Source organism: Sanguibacter sp. A247 (assembly GCF_052324925.1).
GTDB lineage: Bacteria > Actinomycetota > Actinomycetes > Actinomycetales > Cellulomonadaceae > Flavimobilis.
The window spans coordinates 331,449-353,614 of sequence record NZ_JBQPRE010000001.1; the positions used below are offsets into that span (position 1 = coordinate 331,449).

Below are 22,166 nucleotides of genomic sequence, written 5' to 3' on the forward strand. Positions count from 1 at the left end.
GACCGTCTCCGCCCAGCACGCATTCACAGGACAGGATCCCCGTGCATCAGCTCTCCGTCTTCTCACTGAAGAACCGCGCACTCATCGCGCTCGTCACGGTGGTCGTCGCCGTCTTCGGCGCGCTCGCCTTCACGTCGCTCAAGCAAGAGCTCATCCCCTCGATCGAGGTTCCGCAGCTTGCGGTCATGACGGTCCACCCCGGTGCGTCGGCCGAGGTCGTCGCGAGCGACGTCACCGCCCCGCTCGAGAAGGCGTTGCAGACGGTCCCGGGCCTGCTCGGCACGACGTCGACGTCGTCGACGGGTGTCTCGGTCGTCCTCGCCGAGTTCGAGTTCGGGACGGACACCGCCAAGGTCGAGCAGAAGATGACGCAGGCGATCAGCCGCATCCGCTCGTTCTTGCCTGAGAACACGGATCCGTCTGTCATCGCGATCAGCCTGGACGACTTCCCCGTCATCCAGGTCGCGGTCTCCGCCAACAACACGGCGTCGCTCGCGGGCGTCCTCGCTGACTCGGTCGTCCCGCAGCTCGAGCGCCTCGAGGGCGTCGCGTCGGCGTCGATCGTCGGCGCGCCTGGCCCGCGGGTGTCGATCACACCGCGTGCGCAGGACATGGCGGCCTACGGCGTGGGACCGCAGCAGATCGGCGCGCTGCTCATGCAGAACGGTGTGCTCATGCCTGCGGGCACGATCGTCGAGAGCACCAAGGAGATGGCGGTCCAGGTCGGCTCGCGCCTCACGTCGGTCGAGGACATCGCGGCCCTGCCGATCGTGCTCGGCCCGGGCTCGGGCGAGACCACGCTCGCGGACGTCGCTGACGTCGAGATGACGACGGACCCCACGTCGTCGTACTCGCTCGTCAACGGCAAGAAGGCGCTCACGCTCTCGGTGACGAAGCTGCCCGACGCCAACACGGTTGATGTCTCACAGGCTGTGCGTGACGCCCTGCCTGCCCTCGAGGCCACGATTGCGGGCGCGTCGTTCAGCGTGCTCGTCGACCAGGCGCCCTTCATCGAGGAGTCGATCAGCGGGCTCGCGACCGAGGGTCTGCTCGGCCTCGTCATGGCGATCATCGTCATTCTCGGGTTTCTGCGCTCGGGCCGCGCGACGCTCGTCACGGCGGTCTCGATCCCGGTGTCGCTCCTCATCGCGTTCGTCGGCATGCAGGCGGCGGGCTACACGCTGAACATTCTCTCGCTCGGTGGTCTGACGATCGCGATCGGGCGCATCGTCGACGACTCGATCGTCGTCATCGAGAACGTCGAACGCCATATGCGGTACGGCAAGTCGAGGCGGGCGACGATCGTCGACGCGGTGCGCGAGGTGGGCGGCGCCATCACGGCTTCGACCGTGACGACGGTTGCGGTGTTCGTGCCGATCGCGCTCGTGGGCGGCATGGCGGGCGTGCTCTTCCGTCCGTTCGCGTTCACGGTCGCGATCGCGATGGGTGCCTCGCTCCTCGTCTCGCTCACGATCGTTCCGGTGCTCGCGTTCTGGTTCCTCAAGTGGCGTGGTCACGGCGCAGCCGTGACGAGCGACGCTGTGACGAGCGACGCCGACGCGACCGTCGTCGACCCGGCTGCAGCCGGGACGGCGGCGACCGAGACCGCAGGGAACGCGGCCGAGCCCGCCAACGAGTTCGAGGACGAGGACGCGGGCGCGATCCAGCGCGTCTACGGTCGCCTGCTCGACAAGGTGCTCGCGCACCGGTGGATCACGGTTGGCGCGGCGGTTCTCGTCCTCATGGGGACCGTTGCTCTCACCCCCCTGCTCAAGACGAGCTTCCTCGGCGACATGGCGCAGAACTCGCTCGGCATCACGCAGCAGGTCAAGCCCGGCACGAGCCTTGACGCGCAGCTGAAGACGGCGCAGCAGGTCGGCAACGCGCTGCGTCAGGTCAAGGGTGTCGAGCTCGTGGCGGCGACAGTAGGCCAGACCGACCAGAGCATGCTGCTCGGCGGTGGTGGCGGTATCTCGTACTCGCTGACGACGGCCGCTGACGGCGACCAGGAACGCATCGAGGCCGACGTGCGTGCGGCTGTCGTGGCGATCGTCGACGAGGACGACGTGACGATCTCGCCGTTCGCGGGCATGGGCATGTCGAACGATGTCGAGATCGCTGTGTCGGGGACGGATGCGCAGCTCGTGGCGAAGGGCACGGAGGCGATTGCTGAGGCGATGCGTCCGCTCGACGGAGCCCGTCAGGTCTCGACGACGCTCGCGGCGGCTCGTCCGACGGTCTCGGTGGTCATCGACCGCACTAAGGCCGCGATGGCAGGGCTGACGGAGTCAGCGTTGTCGCAGGCGATCGGCGGCATGATCACCCCGCAGCAGGTGGGTGCGGTGACGTTCGACGGCTCGTCGATCGACGTCTTCCTCACGCCTGAGGAGCCGGCAGGGTCGGTCGAGGCGATTCGTCAGCTGCCGCTCGGTGAGGGCTTCACGGTCGGTGACGTGGCCACGGTCGAGGTGGTGGACGGGCCGGTCGCGATCACGACGGCGAACGGTGTGCGCAACCAGCTCGTCAAGGTGACGCCGCAGTCGGACGACCTGGGCCAGGTGGCTTCGGTCGTGCAGGAGGCGCTCGACGGCGTCGACCTGCCTGACGGTGTGACAGCGGAGCTCGGTGGGGTGACAGCTGAGCAGTCGAAGGCCTTCGCTCAGCTGGGTCTGGCGATGCTCGCTGCGATCCTCATCGTCTACGTCGTCATGGTGGCGACGTTCCGGTCGCTCCTGCACCCGCTGCTGCTGCTCGTCTCGGTTCCGTTCGCGGCGACCGGTGCGATCCTGCTGCAGGTGGCGACGCAGATCCCGCTGGGTGTTCCGTCGCTCATCGGTGTGCTCATGCTCATCGGCATCGTCGTGACCAACGCGATCGTGCTCATCGACCTCGTCAAGCAGTACCGAGATCGTGGCAGGTCGATGACCGACGCACTGCGCCTGGGTGCGATCCACCGTGTTCGACCGATCCTCATGACGGCTGCGGCGACGATCCTCGCGCTCACGCCGATGGCGATCGGGGTGACCGGCCACGGTGGATTTATCTCCCAGCCGCTTGCGATCGTCGTTATTGGTGGTTTGCTGTCGTCGACGCTCATGACGCTCGTCGTCCTGCCGGCGGTCTATCACCTGGTCGAATCGATCGGGAAGCGCGGACAGACGCGCGTTCTCGAGGACTGAGAGGGGCTCAGATGCACCCGTTCGTGCTCATCGCGACGCGCGCCGAGGACGAGATCGCCGATGTGGAGCACGCGGCGTACCTCGAGCTCGGTGGGCTCGCGCCGCACGAGCTCGTTCGGGTGCGTCTTGAGCAGGGGCCGATGCCCGAGCTCGATCTTGCTGCTGTCTCGGGCGTGATCGTCGCGGGCAGCCCGTTCACGTCGTCGGTTCCGGCGGGCTCGAAGAGTGCGACGCAGGTGCGGGTCGAGGCAGAGATCTCGGCGCTGCTCGACGAGGTGCTCGCGCGTGACGTGCCGTACCTGGGTGCGTGCTACGGCGTCGGGACGCTCGGAACCAAGATCGGCGCGATCGTCGGCCCAGAGTTCGGGGAGCCTGCGGGAACGATCGACGTCGCGCTGACGGACGAGGGTCGGGCGGACCCGCTCCTTGCGGGCCTGCCGGACGTCTTCGCGGCGTACGTCGGGCACAAGGAGGCCGTGACGTCGCTCCCGCCCCACGCGGTGCTGCTCGCGACGGGCACCGCGTGCCCCGTGCAGATGTTCCGGGTGGGGCGGGCGGCGTACGCCACGCAGTTTCACCCGGAGCTCACGCGTGACGCGTACGTGCAGCGCCTCGAGGCGTACGCGGGCCACGGCTACTACGCGCCCGACGAGGCCGAGGCGGTTCTTGCGACGGCCCGGGCGAGCGACGCTCCGGAGCCGCCGCGCATCTTGCGGCGCTTCGTCGAGCTCTTCGCGCGCTAGCTAGCGCGTCGCCCCCGATGGCGAGCGCTCTCGCCGCGCGGGACGATCAGTCCATGACACCGGTCGACGAGCCTCGCGCCCCCCGCCGCTCTCCGCTGACCGTCGCACGCGCGACGGTCAGAGCGTTTCTTGCGGACCGCGGGACGGATGTCGCGGCTGCGTTGACGTTCTACGCGGTGCTTGCGATCGCGCCTGCGGCGGCGGCTCTGCTGTCGATCGTCGGCCTTGTCGAGAACCGGCAGTCCGTCGTCGACGAGATCATGGGGGTGCTGCGCGAGGTGGCGTCGCCCGAGGTCGTCGAGACGGTGGGCGGTATCCTCACGCGTCTGGCCGAGAGCGGAGGGGCGGGGCTCGCCTTCGTCGTCGGTCTTGTCGTCGCGCTCTGGTCGGCCTCGGCGTTCGTCACGGCGTTCTCACGAGCGATGAATACCGTGCACGGTGTTGAGGAGGGGCGGCCCGTGTGGGTGCTGCGGCCGCTCATGGCGGCGCTCACGGTCGTGCTCGTGCTCGTGGCTGCGATCGTCGCTGTGCTGCTCGTCGTCTCGAGCGACGTGGCGCGGGCGTTGGGTGAGCCGATCGGGCTGAGCGACACGTTCGTCACGCTGTTCGCCTGGGGTCGCTGGCCGCTCGTCCTTGTCGCGCTCGTGCTGCTCGTCTCGTTGCTCTACCACTGGACGCCGAACGTGCGGCCGGGACGGTTCCGGCTCCTGTCGGCGGGGGCGGCGGTGGCGATCGGGGTCATCCTCGTCGCGAGCTGGGGCTTCGGCTTCTACGTGAGCAACTTCGGGAGCTACGACCGCACGTACGGGGCGCTCGCGAGCGTCGTCGTCGTGCTCGTGTGGCTGTGGATCTGCTCGATGATCCTCGTCCTGGGGGCAGAGCTTGATCACGAGCTGCTGCGGGGCCGCCAGCTGCGGGCGGGCATGCATGCGTCGGAGCGTGCGCTCCTGCCCGTGCGCTCGACCGCTGGCATCGAGAAGCGGGCGCGTGCCTCGGCGAAGGCAGCCGAGCGTGACGAGGCCGTGCGGCGTGCGGCGCTTGCGACCTTGGTCACCGCGGATGGGACGCACACAGGTCCAGCGTCCGCTGGCCGATAGGCTGACGCGCAGCGTGGGCCTGTCGCGGGCCCGCTATGAAAGGAAGGACGGCAGGTGACGATTCCCAACATCATCACCGTGGTCCGCCTCGTCGTCCTCACCCCGCTGTTCGTCGTGCTCGCTGTGACGGGTCAGACGGGTGCGGCGATCGTGACCCTCATCGGGCTCGGCATCACGGACTGGGCCGACGGCTTCATCGCCCGGCGCTTCGACATGGCGAGCGAGCTTGGCAAGACCCTGGACCCCCTCGCGGACCGGCTGGGGATGCTTGCGGTCATCATCACACTCACTGCGCTGGGTGAGCTTCGCCTGTGGATGCTCGGGCTCGTCGTGCTGCCTGACGTCATTCTCATCTGTGGGTCGCTGTTCCTCATGGCGACCAAGCGCTGGCCCTTGCCTGACCTCGAGGTGTCGTTCCTGGGCAAGGCGCGCACGGCTGCGCTCATGACGGGACTTCCGCTGTTGTTGCTGGCCTCGGGCACGGACGGCGTGCTGTGGCATGTCGCGTTCGGTCTGACGGTGGCGGGGTGCGTGGGCCATGCGGTCGCGGCGACCGCCTATGCGGTGCGGGCGTGGCAGCTCGTCTACGGGCCTGGGCGCGCCTCTTCTGAGGCTCAAGGTCCCAGTCGTCTCGTCTGAACATCTGGTGCACGGGGAGCGTCGGATGCGTGTTGTTTCCGCATCGTTATAAAGAGGTTCTCGATCCGACTCGCACAAGAGGCCCTCAGTCCCCTATGCTGACGTGGTAGTTGCTGTGCTTTGCTCGTCTCGCTGCGATGGAATCATCGCGTTCCGGCTTCAGGAGTGGACGAAGAACACCGCGACGGAGCGGTCCTCGAAAGACGAGGACCGTCCGAGCACTCTGAAGGAGTACGGAATGTCTGTTGGAACCGTGAAGTGGTTCAACTCGGAAAAGGGCTACGGCTTCATCGCCCCCGAGGACGGTAGCGCCGACGTGTTCGCGCACTACTCGGCCATCCAGTCGAGCGGCTACCGCTCGCTCGAGGAGAACCAGCGCGTCGAGTTCGACGTCACGCAGGGCCCGAAGGGCCCGCAGGCGGAGAACATCCGCCCCATCTGATCTCGCACAGCGCGTAGATCTTCGAACGCCCCGCTCCCCTCACGGGGGGCGGGGCGTTCTGCATGCCCGGGGGGCGTGTCGTTGACGCCCGGTGGGGCCCGCCGTCAGGCGCGGGGATTGCCCTGCTGGCCGTCGCCGGGCGTGGCCGGTTCGTCGAGGTCGATGTCGGTGACGGCCTCGACGACGGTCTCGACGGCATCTTCGACGGCGTCCTGCGCGGTGCGGTTGGCGGCGCGGACGCGCGTGATGCGCAGGAGGCGTGCGGCGACGAACCAGAGGACGAGGGCGCCGATGACGACGAGCACGAGCGTCGAGAGGACGCCGCTCCACCTCTCGAGCACGGGGCGGATCGCAGGCCCGGCGACGTAGCCGATGCCGATCCAGATCGCGTTCCACAGCCCGGAGCCGGCGAAGGTATACCACGTGAAGCGGCCGATGGGCATGCGTTCGATCCCGGCGGGGATCGAGATGAAGGAGCGCACAAGAGGTACGCAGCGCCCGACGAAGACCGCGGTTCCGCCCCACCGGCTGAAGAAGGCCTCGGCGCGGTCGAAGTCCTCGTGCTCCATGAGAGGAATCGCGCCGACGATCGCGCGCGTGCGGTTGCGTCCGAACGCGTAGCCGATGCCGTACCAGGCCCAGGCGCCGATGAGGGCGCCGGCGGTGGCCATGGACCAGGCGAGCCAGACGTTCATGCGGCCCTCGTAGGCGAGGAATCCGGCGCCGGGCAGCACTGCCTCGGACGGGATCGGGGGCACGAACGTCTCGACGAGGACGGCGATGCCGACACCGATCTCGCCGAGGGTTTCCATGAGACCGAGCACCCAGCCGATGAAGCCGTCGTAGCCGGCGGCGGGATGGGTCTCGGTCGTGAGCAGGGCGGTGCGGATGGGGTTCATGGCTCCGTGCTTCAGCGAGAGGGGTGGCCAGGTGGAAGCGGCCTTCCTGAACCTACCCGGGTGGCGGGCCGCGGTGGGCGAGCGCGTGGGGAGGTGTCGTAGGGAAACGCTGCGCGTGGCCGTGCTGCGCGGTGTGGTCGGCGTGCTCAGCTGCGCTGGGGTGAGAGGGTGCGCGCGAGGGCGTCGGGTGCGGTGAGTGGCAGGGAGCAGGTGGTGCCGCGGCAGACGTATGCGGTGGGCGTGCCGTTGACGGGCAGGCGGTCGGCGTGGGCGGGGATCGCGACTTTGGGAGCCGAGGCATCGTGGGGTGCGACGAGTGTTGCGACGACGCCGGGGGCGGTCGACGACCAGACGATGCGTGCAAGCTCGTCGTCCGGGGTCGCGCCTGCCAGGACGACGCACTGGGGTCCGTCGACGAGGGCCTCGGCGACGGCGAGGCCCCAGCCTGCGGCGCGGGGCGCACCGTGGGCGAGTGCGCGGTAGGGGGCGAGCGCGGTGTGTGCGGCGGCGAGCTGACGGTGGTCGCCGCTGAGTGCTGCGAGACGGAGGAGCGCACCGGCGGCCGCGGAGCGGCCCGACGGCGAGGAGCCGTCGGTGGGATCCCCGGGCCGGACGACGAGTGCTGGGCCTGTGCCCGCGGGTGGCGCGTCGTAGTAGGCGTCGCCGTCGACGAAGCGGTCGAGCATGCGGTTGACGATCTGGTGTGCGACGTCGTACCAGTGGGGGTCGCCTGTCGCGGCGTGGAGCTGGAGGAGCCCGTCGGCAAGCAGGCCGTGGTCCTCGAGGGTGCCTTCGACTGGGCTCACGCGGTCGCCGAGGCTCGTGCGGTGCAGCGTCCCGTCGGTGAGGTGGCGCCCGACGACGGTGTGCGCGACGCGCGTCGCAAGCTCGACGAGATGGGGTGCGTCGAGTGTCCGACCTGCCTCCGCAAGGGCGCCGAGGGTGAGGCCGTTCCAGCCGGCGACGACCTTGTCGTCGCGGGCGGGCGCTGTGCGCGTCGCGCGAACCTCGTGGAGCCGAGTGCGGATGTGTGCCCAGCGTTCGCCGTCGGACGAGGCAGCGGGTGCTGCGAGCACGTGGGGTGCGAGGCGCAGGACGCTCGTGCCGTGCTCGAACGTGCCTGCGTCGGTGACGGAGCAGATGTCAGCGACCCACGCCGCGTCGTCGGCCCCGAGGGCGTCGGTGAGCTGTGCGGGAGTCCACACGTAGAAGGTGCCCTCGGCGCCGTCCGTGTCAGCGTCGAGGGAGGTCGCGAATCCTGTGGGGGTGAGCATGTCGTGTTCGAGGAAGGTGGCGAGGCGCAGCGCCGTCGTCCGCACCCAGGGTTCACCGGTTGCGCGCCAGAGTCCTGTGAGGACGGCGAGGAGTTGGGCGTTGTCGGTGAGCATCTTCTCGAAGTGGGGGACGGTCCACGTCGCGTCGACGCAGTAGCGTGCGTACCCGCCGCCGAGCTGGTCGTGCAGTCCGCCGCTCGTCATGGCGAGGACGGTGCGCTGGACGACAGCGAGTGCGCGAGCGTCACCCGTGCGGCCGTGATGGCGCAGCAGGTGCAGGAGGTTCGCCGATGGTGGGAACTTCGGGGCTCCGCCGAAGCCGCCGTGGACACGGTCCTCTGCTGCGATGAGGTGCTCGACGGCGGCTGCGAGGTCGTCGGGCCCGGGCGCGATCGCCGTGCGACGGGCGCCGGGCATCGCGCCGGTGCTCGGGATCTCGGTGGCCGCGACTGCGAGCGGGTCGAGGCCGCTCGGTGCGCCCTGGGTGTCCTGTGCGGGCGTGGGGCTGGCGGTCGACGTGCTGCGCAGGTGTGCAGCGAGTGCGTCAGCCTGGCGTTCGATCGCGTCGCGTTGGCCATGCCAGGCTGCCTGGACGCCGTCGAGGAGCTGGCGGAACGAGGGGTGGCCGCCGACGGGCTCGGGTGGGTAATAGGTGCCGGCGAGGAAGGGACGTCCGTCAGGCGTGAGGAGGGCGGTCAGTGGCCAGCCGCCGTGCCCGGTGAGGGCGAGGAGCGCGGCCATGTGGACGGCGTCGACGTCGGGGCGCTCCTCGCGGTCGACCTTGATGCTCACGAACCCCGCGTTGAGCATTGCGCCGACCTCGGGGTCGGAGAAGGACTCGCGTGCCATGACGTGGCACCAGTGGCAGGCGGCGTAACCGATCGAGAGCAGGACGGGGACGTCGCGCTCGCGGGCCTCGGCGAATGCCTCGTCCGACCACTCGTGCCAGTCGACGGGATTCTCCGCGTGCTGGCGCAGGTAAGGAGAGAGCGCGTGGGCGAGGCGGTTCGACACGATGACTCCGAGGGCGCGACGGCAGGGACGACTCCAGCAAAGCACGAACCCCGGACGCTGCAGCGGCGAGCGGTCACTGTCTCGGCGTGGGCGGAGGTCGGGGGTGGACCGGTGTGATGACGGGGCGTCGTCAGCTGAGGACGGAGCGGATCTCGCGGGTCTCGAAGGAGGCCGTGGTGTGGGTTGTGGAGCCTGTGCCGGTGATGGGGCGCCAGGTGTCGGCTCCGGTGATGCGGAAGCGGCCTTCCCAGGTGGTGGTGAGCGTGATCCGGTACTCGCCGACCTTCTTGTAGACGTGCGTGATGGTGTCGTCGGGGAAGGAGGCGCCGGGCGCTTTCGACGTGATCGCTGCGGTGCCGTCGCCCGGGTCCCACGTGAAGGTGGTGGGGGTGAGTTCGAGCTCGACGTCGGTGCCTAGGACTGTGGTCGTGAGGGTCTCGGGCTCAGCGTCGGTGTAGTAGGTCATGGGGAGCTGGACGGGGAACCAGTCGGTGACCGGTGCGATCTGAGCGCGCTTGGCGGGGATCTTCAGGGTCTTGAGCTCGCGGGCGACGGCGTCGGCGATGGGGTCGTCCGAGGTGAGGGTGCCGTCGTCGACGGGTACGCACGGCGGTGTGACGAGGCGCCAGGGACCCCATTTGTTGGTCGCTGGATCGAGGGTGCGGGCAAGGGTGGGCCAGACGAACGCCGTGCCGTCGGGGCAGGTGATCTCGTAGAGGTCGATGTCTTGGGCGCCTGCGCACCATGCGGTAAGGACCGGGTGAGCGTCGGGCACGGTGACGCAGTTCTCCGCGATCCACCGTGTGTACTGCGTCCTTCCGGGATCTGTTGAAGGCGGGAGAGGAACGGCGGGTGCCGCATCGCGGGTCGGCTCGGTGCCGACGGCGTCGTTGTTGGTGCGGCTCGTGATGATAGAAGGCTCCGAAGGACCAGTTGGCCCAACCCCGTAGGCGGCCGAGGGGTAGCACCCGATGAGTGCGAGGATGAGCGGTAGTGCGAGTCTCAGTCTCGTGAGCGGTCCCGCCTGTGAAGCGCTCGGGGCGTTCTCTATCACTCCTGCTCCGTCGAGGCTGAAATGCCGTTGATGCGCCAGTTGGGCCCTACGCGGACGAGCTCGATATAGGCAACTGACGACAGCGGCTCCGTCGTATGTGAGTCCTCTGGATTTGGGTACTCGTAGGTGATGGGCGCTTGTGTGTACTCGACGCGCCATACGAACCGGCCTTCGTGCGAGCTCTTCAGTTCCTCTGAGAGAGGGAAGCGGAACCCCCCGCCGGTCGCCACAATGCTCTGAGTCTTGAAGTTGTCGATGTCCTCAATGAGGTTGGCACACGATTTACAGTCTTCGGTCGAGAGTTCCTTGAGTTGGGTGGACTCGCCGGTGTGGAGGCCGCTGGTGTAGGCGGCGAAGAACCGTTCGACGACGTCCCAGGTCACTTCAGCGGGGATCTTCGGATTCACATTCGAACGCGCAGGGGTCGACGGTTCTGCCGCCGCGGTTGTCGTCGGCGTTGCCTGCGGAGGCGCAGTGGTGGTGGGGTGCGTGGTGGTCGGCGGTGGTGTGGGTGAGCTGTCGGCTGGCGTGCTGCAGCCGGCGAGGGTGAGCGCCAGTACTCCGAGCGCGGCTGCGCCAAGCCGGGGCAGGTGTCGTTGGTGTGCTGAATGTGCCATGTTGGTCCTCCTGTCGGGTTCTGCCGTCGAACATAGAGCTCGGGTCAGTTGCCCGCATCTGCGGGTGCCGGCCTGTGGACAACCTGCCAGGGTCCTCGCCACCCCACGCGACTACGGTGCCCAAGAGAGTCGCGGTGGGCGGAGGGCCTGGGGTGGGGGTTCGCCTCCGGTCGCGGCGGCTGCCGTCTCGTCATATCGTGTGCCCGACGAGCGTCGGCGAGGGTCGGGGGACGACATGGCACGGTCACGAGTGGTCGCAGCTCTGGCGGCGATGGCGGTCGGAGTGGCATTGAGTGGGGCCGCGCCCGCGGCGGCCGCTCCACTTCCGAGCGTGGCTCCGCTTCCGACGTCCGTTTCGACGACGCGGGTCGCCGCGTCGGCGTACTCGGACGGGCTCCTGCGGCGTTCGGCGACGGTCGCGGATGCGAGCACGTCGACCTCGCCGAGTGCTGCGCAGCGGGTGACGCGGATCGTGGCGACGCAGGACGTCGTCGGGCGGCGCCTGCGAGCGACCGTGACGTATGCCGCGGCGCCGACGGCGACTGCCGGGTCCTTGGTCGCGGTCGTCTTCGGGGAATGGGCTGGTACGTCGTGCACGCCGCAGGTGGTGCTCGCGGCGAGTGCGCAGCCCAGGGGCGCAACATCGGGCCAGTTCGTGACAGCGAGCGGAACGCTGGGCGGCACGTTCAGTGTGGCGCGAGGTGGTAGCGGCGCAACGCTGACGCTGACGTCGTCGGCCGCAGCGACGTTCCGGAACTCGAACCTCGAATGTGTGTTCGCGACGGTGGGTTCCACGGTCGACGGGTCGCCCTACCAGAGCTTCTATGCCGAGGACCTCGCCGAGACGTACAAGCCCAAGCTCGCGGTCACCGGCGGCGAGCCCGTGCAGGGCGCGCGCGCAGGCAAGTGGACGACGCTGCGGCTTGAAGTGCGCAACAGCGGGCGCGGACCGGCAAAGAACGTGAAGATCCGAGCCAAGGGCTCGGGTATGACGATCAAGAAGGCGAGCCGAAAGCTCGGCACGATCGACGCTCGATCGAGTGAGTACGGCGTGATCTACAAGGTGAAGCTCAAGGGCGCGAAGTCCCGCAAGCTGACGTTCACTGTGACCGCCAGCGGCGGGTACAAGACGACGAAGTCATTCACGATCGCGCGTGAGCCGGCGCCCAAGAAGTATCGGTCGCTCTCTGGGCGATACTTCTGGGGGTTCCAGCCGACAAGCATGAGCTCCTCGTCGGGCTGGGACAACACGACGATGCACTTCCTCAACAAGAAGTGGGTGTACATCGGTGACGAGAAGGGGCGCACGCCGACGTGCCGCAAGACGACGAAGACTTGCAAGCGCTACACCTATGACGCGCGACGCGGTGTCGCGAAGATCGGCTTGCAGAAGTTCAAGGTGACGACGAAGGGCTTCTCGTACCGGGTGGCGAAGGGCGAGCAGAAGTCGAGCTTCTCACCGGCAACGCTCGCGAAGAAGGGCACGCGCATCAAGGCTGACCTTGTGCACCAGGACTGGTCCGGCTTCTGCATGATCAGCTGCACCTCGTGGACCGAGCGCCTCACGCTCTCAAAGAACGGGCGCTTCGTGTGGGCACGAACGTCGATCGGCAGCTGGCCGGGAATCGGGTCGTCATGGTCGTCGGCTCCGCCGGACAAGCGTGGCACGTACAGGGTCGTGAAGAAGGGCGTCGCAGAACTGCGATACGCGAACGGCAAGAAGAAGCGATTCACGATCGCAATCGATCACGACATCCGCGGGAAGGCGTCGCCGGCCGGCGCCGGAGTCCTGCTGGGGACGAAGAACTTCTACTACCAGGACTGAGGCGGGACCGCTTTTGAGCGGTCGGGTCCGGGCGGTTTGCAGTGTCGCCGCTTGTGGGGTGGTGGTCGGGCTCGGTCAGCCGGCCGGCGTGGGCGCGGGGACCGCTCCGATGGCCTGGCCAAGGAGATCGCCTATGAACTCACCGATCGCGGGCCCGTAGTTGACGAGGAGCACGAAGCCGAGGAACGCGACGAGCATCCGAAGAATCGTGCTGAATGCGGACCGCGCCGAGCGCCGCGTAGCGCCGCGCGATCCTGACTGCGACGGGCGCGCTGTCTGCGTTCTCTGCTGCGCCCGGGGCCGATGAGTTCGCACCCTCGCCTCGTACGAATGGTGGTCCCGCCTGACTTGGATAGCGACGTCGACAACGTCAAACGGGTTCAGGCGGGCGGGCAGGTCCAGCAGCCACGGCCCAAGGTGTTCGCGGCCCATCACGATGATCGGCCCCGCCTGGGCGGGCGCGGTGTCGTGAGAAGCGAGGGCCATAACTCCGCGCACGGCCGATCGCTGCTCGGGCCGAAGCAGTGCGGTCACGTCAGCCGCCTGGCGCGCGATACCGTCGCACTCCTTGGCTTTGCTGTATCCGCCGCAGCGGAGGACGCCGTCCGTCACCGTGACCTCGCCGCTCCAGTTCTTCGTATCGATAATGACGACACCGCCCGGCCCGATCGCAACATGATCGATGTTGGCCTTCTGGCGTCCCGGCCAGCGGATGTCGTGGAGAAGGAGCCAGCCGTAACGCTCGAGCGCACCTAGCGTCTGCGCCACGAGACGCTCCCCCTCAGCGCCTTGCGACCAGTTCTTCTGCGTCCGCAACGCTCGCTGGAGCTCGGCCTCGGCCGCGCTGTCTGTCGCCCCTGCGATCTCACGCTCACGCCGTAGCCGTCGGGCGCGAAGCGCTGCACGCGACGCGACCTCCTCGGCCCCTTCGCCCGGCCCGCGATGCTCGGTCACGGAATATGAATCGGCACAATCGCGCGCCGACATGAGCCGGAGGCCAACGGAGCCCGGTCAGCTGGCTCCCACAAAGTCCTCGTAGCGGTCTGCAAGGTACGCGCGATTGGGCCGATCAGCTGCACGCTTGGGAACGACGAGTGTCCTGCCATGCATCTCTTGCAGGCCGTGCGTAAGCATTGGACCGTCCGAGTCCTCGAGTACCCAGGGACTTACCTTCACTACATAGTCGGGCGTGATGCCGAGCATGTTGCGGTCAAAGGCGACATGGTGGATCTTGCACAGCGCCATGCCATTGTCGGTCGTCGGCACGCCCCGCTCGTCTGAGTCCGGCAGGATGTGGGCTGCATCGAGGAGCGCTCCGTACTTGAGCTGGCAAACGGCACAACGCGAGGAGTAGGCGACCATGACTCGCGTCCGAAACGCCGGCTGGTGCAAGCGTTGGCGAGCGAGCCTCATCGCATACTCCTTCTGCGTCTCCGACATCGCGACCGGGTCGGCGAGCAACGTCAGCGACTCGTCGAATGCGATGAGAAACGTCCGGGTGGCGCGGTCATCGCCCACGACAAACGCCGGCGCGACGGGCGTGTACACGTTGGCCACTTCCTTGCGGAAGAGGATGATCGGCTCCCGTGTGGCAAGGGCATTCCGCAACTTGCGATTGTCGCTCCCGTCAGGGTCTCCAGCCCGATATGCGTAGTGCAAGAGCCCATCATCGGACTCCAAGTCGTCGTAGGGTCCGTTCGCAGTCGAGACGATCGACAGCGTGGACTCGAAGGTTGCAGGATTTCGGATCCCGCGGGAGTAGTCGATCACGGGCAGCTTCAGCCCACCCGCCGTGTAGTTGAGCAGCTCCTCCCTTCGGAGGAACCCGCCATTCTCCTCGGCCCTCCGATTCACCCAGTCAATTACCTGAAGGCGAAGCGCACGTTCAACCGCTGAGTCCGCTGACATGACACCGATGATGCCAGCACCCAGTGCACACGGTCCATGAGGGAATTTTGGCGATCGTGGGCGGTTCTACTTGTTACCGAACCGACCCTGGAGCCCCCACATGCCCACCCCCTTCCCGCTCGAGCTTGGCCTCGACACCTTCGGCGACACGTCCACCACGCCCAGCGGCTCCCTGAGCTCGCACGCGCAGACGATCCGTGAGGTTGTCGAGCAGGGCGTTCTCGCTGATCAGGTGGGTCTGGATTTCATCGGTATCGGCGAGCACCACCGGCCTGACTTCGCGGTGTCGGCGCCGGACACCGTCGCGACGGCGATCGCGGCCCGCACGGAGCGCATCCACGTGGGCACGGCGGTGACGGTGCTGTCGTCGGAGGATCCGCTGCGCGTGTTCCAGCGGTTCTCGACGATCGACGCCATCTCGGGCGGACGCGCCGAGGTGATCCTCGGGCGCGGCTCGTTCATCGAGTCGTTCCCGTTGTTCGGCTACAACCTCGACGACTACGAGATCCTCTTCGAGGAGAAGCTCGACCTGTTCATGCGGGCCCGCGCGCAGGAGCCCATCACTTGGTCCGGTCAGACCCGCGCGAGCCTCGAGAACGCCGAGGTGTACCCGCACGTCGAGAACGGCCTGCTGAAGGCATGGATCGCCGTCGGCGGCTCGCCGCAGTCCGTGATCCGCACCGCGCAGCACGGACTGCCGCTCATGCTCGCCATCATCGGCGGGGAGCCGCTCGCATTCGCGCAGTTCACCGACCTGTACCGTCGCGCGCTCGACCAGCTCGGCAACCCGCTCCAGCCGATCGGCGTGCACATGCCCGGCCACGTCGCGGAGACCGATGAGCAGGCGATTGACGCGGCGTGGCCGTTCATCGCGCCCTACTTCTCACGCATCTTCGCGGAGCGCGGCGGCCGGCCCATCACCGAGGGGCAGTTCCGGCAGATGGTCGGGCCCGACGGCGCCTACGCCATCGGCAGCCCCGAGACTGTGGCCCGCAAGATCGCGCGCACCCTCGAGGGCCTCGGTGCCAGCCGCTTCGACCTCAAGTACGCCAACGGCAACATGCCGCACTCGATGCTCACGCGCTCGATCGAGCTGTACGGCACGAAGGTCGCGCCGCTCGTCCGCGACATGCTCGCCTGAGCCGGATGCGAGGCCCGTTCGCGGTGTGTCTCGGCGTGTCTCGGTGACATGCTCGCGGCTGCGATCCCACCCTCCCGCCGGTGACACCGACTCGTGGGCTCTCAAGTCCCGCCACAGGCCTGCCGATATCGGTGACATGACGGACCTTGACCCGAAGGCGGCCCCCACTGCGGCCTCGAGGCGCGCCGCACTGGCGCACTCGCGTCACCTGCGCGTCGAAGGGCACCACGTCCCGCCCGCGTACACCGTCGTCGTGTCCGACCTCACGCCAGCCCTCGCAGCCGAACGCAAGCAGCGCGACCGCAGCGGCCTCTGGTTTGCCCTCGGCGTCGTGCTCACGGTCGTCGTGCTCGTTGCGTACAACGCGCTCGTCGGATTCGGCTGAGCCGCGAGCTCACGCCGTGATGCACGCCCAGTGAACCGGGCTGCCCCTAGATACGCCGACGCCCCGCCGCCGATCGCCGTGATGGCGACTGGCAGCGGGGCGTCGGACGTTGTGAGGTCAGTGCCTGCCTGTCAGGCGGAGCGCGTCGTCCACGTGCGCTCCGGGTCCTGGTACTTCTTGCCCCACGCCTTCCACATGGCCTTCGCGTTCTTCAGGCGCTCGCCCTTGCAGGACCGCGTGTAGTAGTTGTTGCGCGTCGACTTCGTGATGGCCGTCGCCATGCAGTCAGCCTGCTGCTCCTGGGCGGGGTGCAGGCCCTTACGGAACACCTTGTTCGTCCGTGCAACCGACGCGTCGTACGACTTCTGGCTCTTGCCGATCGGGCGCGCCTGCACGATGTGCGCGCACTCGTGGATCGCCGTGTGACGCAGCTGGCTCGAGGTGAGGCCCGACGCAAGCTCGATCGTCTGCGTCCAACGCCACTTGTACGTGAAGCCAGAGCCGTTCCACGACGACCGCCACTGCCACCGCGTCCACGCCATGCCGATGTAGGAGCTGTCCTTGACGCGGGGCGAGTCGATGTAGATGGGGGTGGACGGGCAGTACCGCTTGATGTACTTGCGCGCCTTCGCGATGTACTTCGCGTACTTCTTCGAGTCAGACTGGAAGAACCTGAACGACTTCGAGATCGTCTGCTTGTTGTACTTGCTCTTGCCCAGGACGACGCGGTACGCGCGGTAGCCAGCCTTCGCCGGGACCTTGAGACGCACCGTCGCGCTCGTGCCCGTACGCGGAGCCCGCGTCGTCGAGATGGTGCGCCACTTGCCGGAGTCCTTGCGCTGCAGGGCCAGCTTCTGCCCGCGCGGCTGCGACACCTTGACCGACACCGACTGGCGCTTGTTCGTTGACTGCAACTCGCGGAACGATGGCTTGCCGAGCTTTGACTTCGCAGCACCACCGATGGTGCCCGAGCCGGACGAGGTGCCGAGTGTCGACGCGACAGACGCCGTCGTCGTCACGGGCCCCGCCGCAACAGCAGGCGCGGCCACGGGAAGGCACAGTGCGGCCGCAGAGAGTGCGGCGACGATCGAGGTGCGGAACTTCACGGAGTCGTCCTTTGTCCGGTGGGAACGGCAGGGGTCCAAGGTTTCCGTCAGGATAGTCGCGCGTCGCACAACGCGCTCGGTGATGTGCACAACCTCACCCACCCGGGGAATACCCAACGCGCCCCACGCGGTTGACGAGGGGTGAGCACCCAGCCCGCGGCCGTCGAGCCGCTCAAGATCGACATCTGGTCCGACATCGCCTGCCCCTGGTGCTACCTGGGCAAGCACCGTCTCGCGACAGGTCTTGCGGCCTTCGCCGCGACAGACGGCGCCCTCCCCATTGAGATTGAGTACCACTCCTTCGAGCTCGCGCCCGACACCCCGGAGGACTTTGAGGGCTCCGAGGTCGACTTTCTCGCGCGCCACAAGGGCATGCCGGCCGCGCAGGTCGAGCAGATGCTCGGCCAGATGACTGCGACCGCCGCCGCAGAAGGCCTCACCATGGACTTCGCGCGCCTGCGTCACACGAAGACGCTGCGCGCGCACGAGCTGCTCCACGCAGCCAAGAGCGCGGGCAAGCAGCCCGAGATGCTCGAACGCCTCTTCGAGGCGTACTTCGCCCAGGGTGAGCACGTGTCCGACGTCGACACGCTCGTGCGGCTCGCAACTGAGGTCGGACTCGACGCCGACGAGATCCGCGCTGCCCTCACCGACGGCCGCCATGCCGACGATGTCGAGGCCGACATCGCCCAGGCGCGAGCCTTCGGCATTTCGGGCGTACCCTTTTACGTCATCGACGGACGGTACGGCATCTCGGGTGCCCAGCCCGGCGAAGCCTTCGCGCAAATGCTCGGCCAGATCGTGGCCGAGCGCGCGACCGCCGGGCCAGCCACCGCCGAGTGACACCCACAGTTTTCGAGGATCAAGGAGGATCCATGACTGATGTTCACACCGCACCTCGCGGTCACGAGAATTCACTGATGTTCGACGGGGTTGCGCCCGTCTCGGCGCCGACGCCCCGCGCCGACGCCGCAATGCTCGACGCGTTCGCGGCGCCGCGGCCGGCAACTGCGTCGGCGTTCACGATGGTCGGCGCGTCTGGCGAAGCGTGCGCCGACGGAGTGTGCGGGCCCACAGACGTCTGACGTTCGTTCTTCGTGGCCGGCGCCCGGCGCTCCCGGCAATCGCGGGAGAGCCGGGCGTCGTGCATGCGGCGCATCGACGGGGGAGCGCCACCCGCGATGGTTCACGCTTCAATAGTTGACGCTTTAAGTGATGACGGGCAGACTGGAGGCAGTCGAACCGAGGAGTATCCGTGACCACCCAGCCCGCTTCAGCCCAGCCCGCTTCAGCCCAGCCCGCCGCAGCCCAGCCCGCCGCAGCCCAGCCCGCCGCAGGCCAGACCGCCGCAGCCCAGCCCGCGCCGTCGGGCCCTGCCGCCAACGAACGCCTCGCACATGCCGCAGGCGCAGCCCCGTCGGCACTCGCCCCGGCCGACCGTCTCGCCGCAGCAACTCACATGGACGCCGTCACGCTCTACGTCCGCGACATCGACGGCATGACTGACTTCTACTCGCGTGTTATCGGGCTGCAGATCATGCAGCGCACCGCCGTCGACGGCCGCGACGGCGTCGTCACCCTCGGCCGCGGAACCGTGCCCCTCGTCGTCCTGCGCGAAGCCCGCGACCTGCCCGAACGCCGCCGCGGCGAGGCCGGGCTCTTTCACACCGCGATCCTCTTCGCCGACCACGCCGGGGTCGCCGGCGCGCTCGCACGCGTCGCCACCCACGCGCCCCAGCTCTACACGGGCGCAGGCGACCACCTCGTCTCCGAGGCCTTCTACCTCGACGACCCCGAGGGCAACGGGATCGAGCTCTACGTCGACCGCCCCCGCGAGCAGTGGGAGTGGACCCAGGGGCACGTCCGCATGGACACGCTCTACATCGACCCCAACGCGTTCCTCACCGAACACCTCACCGACGCCGCGCTCGAGAAGCCCGAGGAATCAGCGGCGACCCTCGGGCACGTCCACCTGCAGGTCGGCGACATCCCCGCCGCCCACCGCTTCTACGTCGACACCCTCGGCTTCGAGTCGACCGCGACGCTCGGCCACTCCGCACTCTTCGTCTCCGCAGGCGGCTACCACCACCACATGGCCATGAACACGTGGCAGTCGATGGGCGCCGGGCCGCGACCCGTTCAGCTCGGCCTCGGCGAGGTCTCGATTCTCGTGCCGACCTGCGACGAAATCGGTGCGCTCGCCGATCGCCTTACGCACGGCACGGTTGAGCACGCCGACGACGGTGAGGTCCTGCGCTTCTCGGACCCGTGGAACAACCGCATCGCAGTAGCCGTCGGCTAACACCCTCCCGGGACGTCCCCGGTCGGCGTCCCGGGCCTCCCGGGCCTCCGCCGGCCGGGTTTCCCGGCTCCCGAGCATCCTCCGTCCGCCCACCCGCAACTTTGTGCCCTACCCGCGGATCCAGACGTGCGGGTGAGGCACAAAGCTGCGGGTAGGTGGTCTCTCCGGCCACCCGGCCACCCGGCCTCCCGGCCTCCTGGCCTCCTGGGCCGTCGCCCGTCCGGCTCCGTGGCTCACCGGCTCCCCGGTCGGCCTACCGGGCATCCGCCGGTCCGGCTACCCGCAGGTTTGTGCCCTACCCGCGGATCCAGACGTGCGGGTAGGGCACAAAGTTGCGGGTGGGCGGAGATGTTGGCGCGCTGCGGCGAGCGGGGGCTGGCGAGCGGGGGCTGGCGAGCGCGCGACGGCGACCGCGCGCCAGCGACGGCTAGGGGCGGGCAGCTAGGGGGAGAGGGGTGTTAGGGGTGGAGCTTGCGGCCTGCGACGACGCGTGCGGCGACCCGGCGCGCCCCGCGGTCCGCGGCAATCTTCGCGGCAGCAGCGACAGCCCCCGTGATCGCTGCGAAGACGATGATCGACGTGTTTGGCGCATCGGTGTCGAGGGCATTTCGCGGGGCATCCTTGCCCGTCGCCTTCTTCCACGCGTACGACAAGCCGCGTTGCGCGATCCACGCCGCCCCCGCCGAAGCACCGAGCAGGATGACCTTCTCGAGCAGAGCTTCCTTCTCCTGGTCAGCCACGTGTCCTCCATCAAGGTCGGCGTGCCACGGTCGTCGTCGGCATCTCCCCCCACGCTAGCGTCCTGGCCGCCCACACGCCGCACCGCAGTCCCATGGAACGGCGCAGCTGTGCCGCCGACGCGGCGCAGATCCCCGACGCGACCGCACCTCATCGCCGCGAGTAGCGGAATCTGCCCCGGGCAGCGGTCAGCGGAATCACCCCGGCGAATGCCAGCAAGCGACGGCCAGCAAGAATCGGCCAGCAAGCGACGGCCAGCAAGTGACGGCCAGCAAGAAGCGGCCAGCAAGAAGAGGCCAGCAGCCAGCAAGCAGCAGCCACCGACCCCACCCGAGCAGCGCTCAACCGCCAGCGGGCATGCGTCGACACGTGGACGGCCCACGCTCCCAGAAGCGCTGCGGCCTATGATGACGGGGAACGACAGGGGAGCGCAGCGGGAGACCGTAGGCGCTGAGAGTGCGGACAGCCGCAGACCCTCGAACCTGATCCGGTTAGCACCGGTGGAGGAAGTCGGGAATCTCACCTCGTCGCTCACCACGGCACGTCGCGCGCACCGCGGCAGGCCGCGGCGAGCGGCGCGGCCCCTCCTCATCTGCGTAGGAGGAGAAGACCTTGCACAGCACGACGCACGAAAGCACGACGCACGACAGCACGACGCACGACGGCACGACCCACACCAGCACGACCCACACCAGCGCAACCCACACCAGCAAAGCCCGGGCGGCCCTCGCGGCCCTAGCCCTCGCCACGACGGCGGTGCTCGCCGCGTGCTCGGGCGCCACGACGCCCGCGGCCACGCCCACGACCCCGGGCGTGACAGCGTCGACGACCGAGGCCCCCGCGAGCGGTCCCGTCACCCTCCTCACCCACGACTCTTTCGAGCTCGGCGACGAGCAGCTCGCGGCGCTCAAGGCCAAGGGTCTCGACGTCAAGGTCGTCCAGGTGGGTGACGGCGGAACCCTCGTCAACCAGCTCATCCTCACGAAGGATGCGCCGCTCGGCGACGTCGTCTTCGGCGTTGACAACACGTTTGCCTCGCGGGCGATCGACGCGGGCGTCTTCGAGCCCTACGCCTCTCCCGCGCTGCCTGCCGCGGCAGCTGGCCTGAGGGTTGCAGGAGGTGACGCAGTCACGCCCGTCGACCAGGGTGACGTGTGCGTCAACGTCGACTCGGTGTGGTTCGACGAGCATGCCGACGTTCCCGTCCCGGCGACGCTCGACGACCTCGTCAAGCCTGCCTACAAGGACCTCGTCGTCCTCACCAACCCTGCGACCTCGACCCCGGGCCTGAGCTTCCTTGCGGGCACGGTCACGCAGTACGGGGCTGACGGCTACCTCGACTACTGGACGAAGCTCAAGGCCAACGGCGTCCGCATCGCCGACTCGTGGTCCGACGCCTACTACTCCGACTTCACGGGCGCCGCCGAGAACGGTACGCGGCCCATCGTCCTGTCGTACTCCTCGAGCCCCGCCTACACGCTCACGGACGACGGCAGCACGACGACTGCCTCATTGCCTGCGACGTGCACGCGCCAGGTCGAGTATGCGGGTGTTCTCGCGGGTGCCGCCAACCCCGCCGGGGCTCGTGCGGTCATTGACTACCTGCTCTCGCCCGAGCTCCAGAAGACCCTCCCGGACACGGCGTACATGTACCCCGTCGACCCGGGCGTCGCCCTGCCCGACGCCTTTGTCGCGCACGGCGCCCTCGCGGCCGAGCCCATCGCTGTCGACCCGCTCGTCGTCGCTCGCGACCGAGACGCCTGGATCGCTGACTGGACTGACACGGTGCTGGGCTGATATTTC

The 22,166-nt window shown here is 68.4% G+C and carries 20 protein-coding genes and 1 riboswitch; of the genes, 12 read left to right on the forward strand and 8 right to left on the reverse strand.

Going from position 1 to position 22,166, the window contains the following annotated elements; all coding sequences use genetic code 11:
• Positions 1-41 precede the first annotated feature (41 nt).
• The 5 genes from ACTVCO_RS01420 to ACTVCO_RS01440 all read left to right on the forward strand — a co-directional run bounded on the left by ACTVCO_RS01420 (position 42) and on the right by ACTVCO_RS01440 (position 6,100).
• Entirely contained in the window at positions 42-3,179 is a 3,138-nt protein-coding gene (locus ACTVCO_RS01420; RefSeq protein WP_443726601.1) for an efflux RND transporter permease subunit, read from the forward strand.
• Between the two features lie 11 nt (positions 3,180-3,190).
• Entirely contained in the window at positions 3,191-3,922 is a 732-nt protein-coding gene (locus ACTVCO_RS01425) for a glutamine amidotransferase (protein ID WP_443726602.1), read from the forward strand.
• Between the two features lie 53 nt (positions 3,923-3,975).
• Complete coding sequence (locus tag ACTVCO_RS01430; RefSeq protein ID WP_443726603.1) at positions 3,976-5,019, forward strand: YihY/virulence factor BrkB family protein; 1,044 nt, start codon at positions 3,976-3,978, stop codon at positions 5,017-5,019.
• 54 nt (positions 5,020-5,073) lie between these two features.
• Complete coding sequence (locus tag ACTVCO_RS01435) at positions 5,074-5,658, forward strand: CDP-alcohol phosphatidyltransferase family protein (protein ID WP_443726604.1); 585 nt, start codon at positions 5,074-5,076, stop codon at positions 5,656-5,658.
• Positions 5,659-5,896: 238 nt separating this feature from the next.
• Positions 5,897-6,100 (forward strand): cold-shock protein, encoded by a 204-nt coding sequence (locus ACTVCO_RS01440; RefSeq protein ID WP_166412647.1) that lies wholly within the window; start codon positions 5,897-5,899, stop codon positions 6,098-6,100.
• 104 nt (positions 6,101-6,204) lie between these two features.
• On the opposite strand, the gene ACTVCO_RS01445 is transcribed toward ACTVCO_RS01440, so the two are convergent.
• The 4 genes from ACTVCO_RS01445 to ACTVCO_RS01460 all read right to left on the reverse strand — a co-directional run bounded on the left by ACTVCO_RS01445 (position 6,205) and on the right by ACTVCO_RS01460 (position 10,748).
• Positions 6,205-6,999, reverse strand: a complete 795-nt coding sequence (locus ACTVCO_RS01445; RefSeq protein ID WP_443726605.1) for a DedA family protein — start codon at positions 6,997-6,999, stop codon at positions 6,205-6,207.
• 146 nt (positions 7,000-7,145) lie between these two features.
• Positions 7,146-9,287 carry a thioredoxin domain-containing protein gene (locus ACTVCO_RS01450; protein WP_443726606.1) on the reverse strand — a complete coding sequence of 714 codons (2,142 nt, stop codon included), beginning with the start codon at positions 9,285-9,287 and terminating at the stop codon, positions 7,146-7,148.
• 130 nt (positions 9,288-9,417) lie between these two features.
• Entirely contained in the window at positions 9,418-10,062 is a 645-nt protein-coding gene (locus ACTVCO_RS01455) for a PKD domain-containing protein (RefSeq protein WP_443726607.1), read from the reverse strand.
• 275 nt (positions 10,063-10,337) lie between these two features.
• On the reverse strand, positions 10,338-10,748 hold the full coding sequence (locus ACTVCO_RS01460) for a hypothetical protein (RefSeq protein ID WP_443726608.1): 411 nt from the start codon (positions 10,746-10,748) through the stop codon (positions 10,338-10,340).
• A gap of 541 nt (positions 10,749-11,289) precedes the next feature.
• Here ACTVCO_RS01460 and ACTVCO_RS01465 point away from each other — a divergent pair.
• Complete coding sequence (locus ACTVCO_RS01465; RefSeq protein ID WP_443726609.1) at positions 11,290-12,783, forward strand: hypothetical protein; 1,494 nt, start codon at positions 11,290-11,292, stop codon at positions 12,781-12,783.
• Between the two features lie 75 nt (positions 12,784-12,858).
• On the opposite strand, the gene ACTVCO_RS01470 is transcribed toward ACTVCO_RS01465, so the two are convergent.
• On the reverse strand, positions 12,859-13,770 hold the full coding sequence (locus ACTVCO_RS01470; protein WP_443726610.1) for a nuclease-related domain-containing protein: 912 nt from the start codon (positions 13,768-13,770) through the stop codon (positions 12,859-12,861).
• Positions 13,771-13,794: 24 nt separating this feature from the next.
• Positions 13,795-14,691, reverse strand: coding sequence for an HNH endonuclease (locus tag ACTVCO_RS01475; protein ID WP_443726611.1), 897 nt, complete (start codon positions 14,689-14,691; stop codon positions 13,795-13,797).
• A 100-nt stretch (positions 14,692-14,791) separates the two neighbouring features.
• Between ACTVCO_RS01475 and ACTVCO_RS01480 the strand changes: the two genes are divergently transcribed.
• Together ACTVCO_RS01480 and ACTVCO_RS01485 are read left to right on the forward strand one after the other, a co-directional pair.
• Positions 14,792-15,832: an LLM class flavin-dependent oxidoreductase gene (locus ACTVCO_RS01480; protein ID WP_443726612.1), complete on the forward strand. Its 1,041-nt coding sequence runs from the start codon at positions 14,792-14,794 to the stop codon at positions 15,830-15,832.
• Between the two features lie 136 nt (positions 15,833-15,968).
• Complete coding sequence (locus ACTVCO_RS01485; RefSeq protein ID WP_443726614.1) at positions 15,969-16,217, forward strand: hypothetical protein; 249 nt, start codon at positions 15,969-15,971, stop codon at positions 16,215-16,217.
• Positions 16,218-16,348: 131 nt separating this feature from the next.
• Here the strand turns inward: ACTVCO_RS01485 and ACTVCO_RS01490 are convergent, their stop codons facing one another.
• Positions 16,349-17,323 (reverse strand): hypothetical protein, encoded by a 975-nt coding sequence (locus tag ACTVCO_RS01490; RefSeq protein ID WP_443726615.1) that lies wholly within the window; start codon positions 17,321-17,323, stop codon positions 16,349-16,351.
• Between the two features lie 141 nt (positions 17,324-17,464).
• Here ACTVCO_RS01490 and ACTVCO_RS01495 point away from each other — a divergent pair, with 141 nt between their 5' ends.
• The 3 genes from ACTVCO_RS01495 to ACTVCO_RS01505 all read left to right on the forward strand — a co-directional run bounded on the left by ACTVCO_RS01495 (position 17,465) and on the right by ACTVCO_RS01505 (position 19,625).
• Positions 17,465-18,166, forward strand: a complete 702-nt coding sequence (locus ACTVCO_RS01495) for a DsbA family oxidoreductase (RefSeq protein WP_443726616.1) — start codon at positions 17,465-17,467, stop codon at positions 18,164-18,166.
• 32 nt (positions 18,167-18,198) lie between these two features.
• A complete protein-coding gene (locus ACTVCO_RS01500) occupies positions 18,199-18,408 on the forward strand; it encodes a hypothetical protein (protein WP_443726617.1) in 210 nt (69 codons plus the stop codon).
• 374 nt (positions 18,409-18,782) lie between these two features.
• Complete coding sequence (locus tag ACTVCO_RS01505) at positions 18,783-19,625, forward strand: VOC family protein (protein ID WP_443727132.1); 843 nt, start codon at positions 18,783-18,785, stop codon at positions 19,623-19,625.
• A gap of 458 nt (positions 19,626-20,083) precedes the next feature.
• Here the strand turns inward: ACTVCO_RS01505 and ACTVCO_RS01510 are convergent, their stop codons facing one another.
• Positions 20,084-20,365, reverse strand: a complete 282-nt coding sequence (locus tag ACTVCO_RS01510) for a DUF4235 domain-containing protein (protein WP_443726618.1) — start codon at positions 20,363-20,365, stop codon at positions 20,084-20,086.
• Positions 20,366-20,775: 410 nt separating this feature from the next.
• A riboswitch (TPP riboswitch) is annotated at positions 20,776-20,889 on the forward strand.
• A gap of 86 nt (positions 20,890-20,975) precedes the next feature.
• Here ACTVCO_RS01510 and ACTVCO_RS01515 point away from each other — a divergent pair.
• Complete coding sequence (locus tag ACTVCO_RS01515) at positions 20,976-22,160, forward strand: thiamine ABC transporter substrate-binding protein (protein WP_443726619.1); 1,185 nt, start codon at positions 20,976-20,978, stop codon at positions 22,158-22,160.
• Positions 22,161-22,166: the final 6 nt, after the last annotated feature.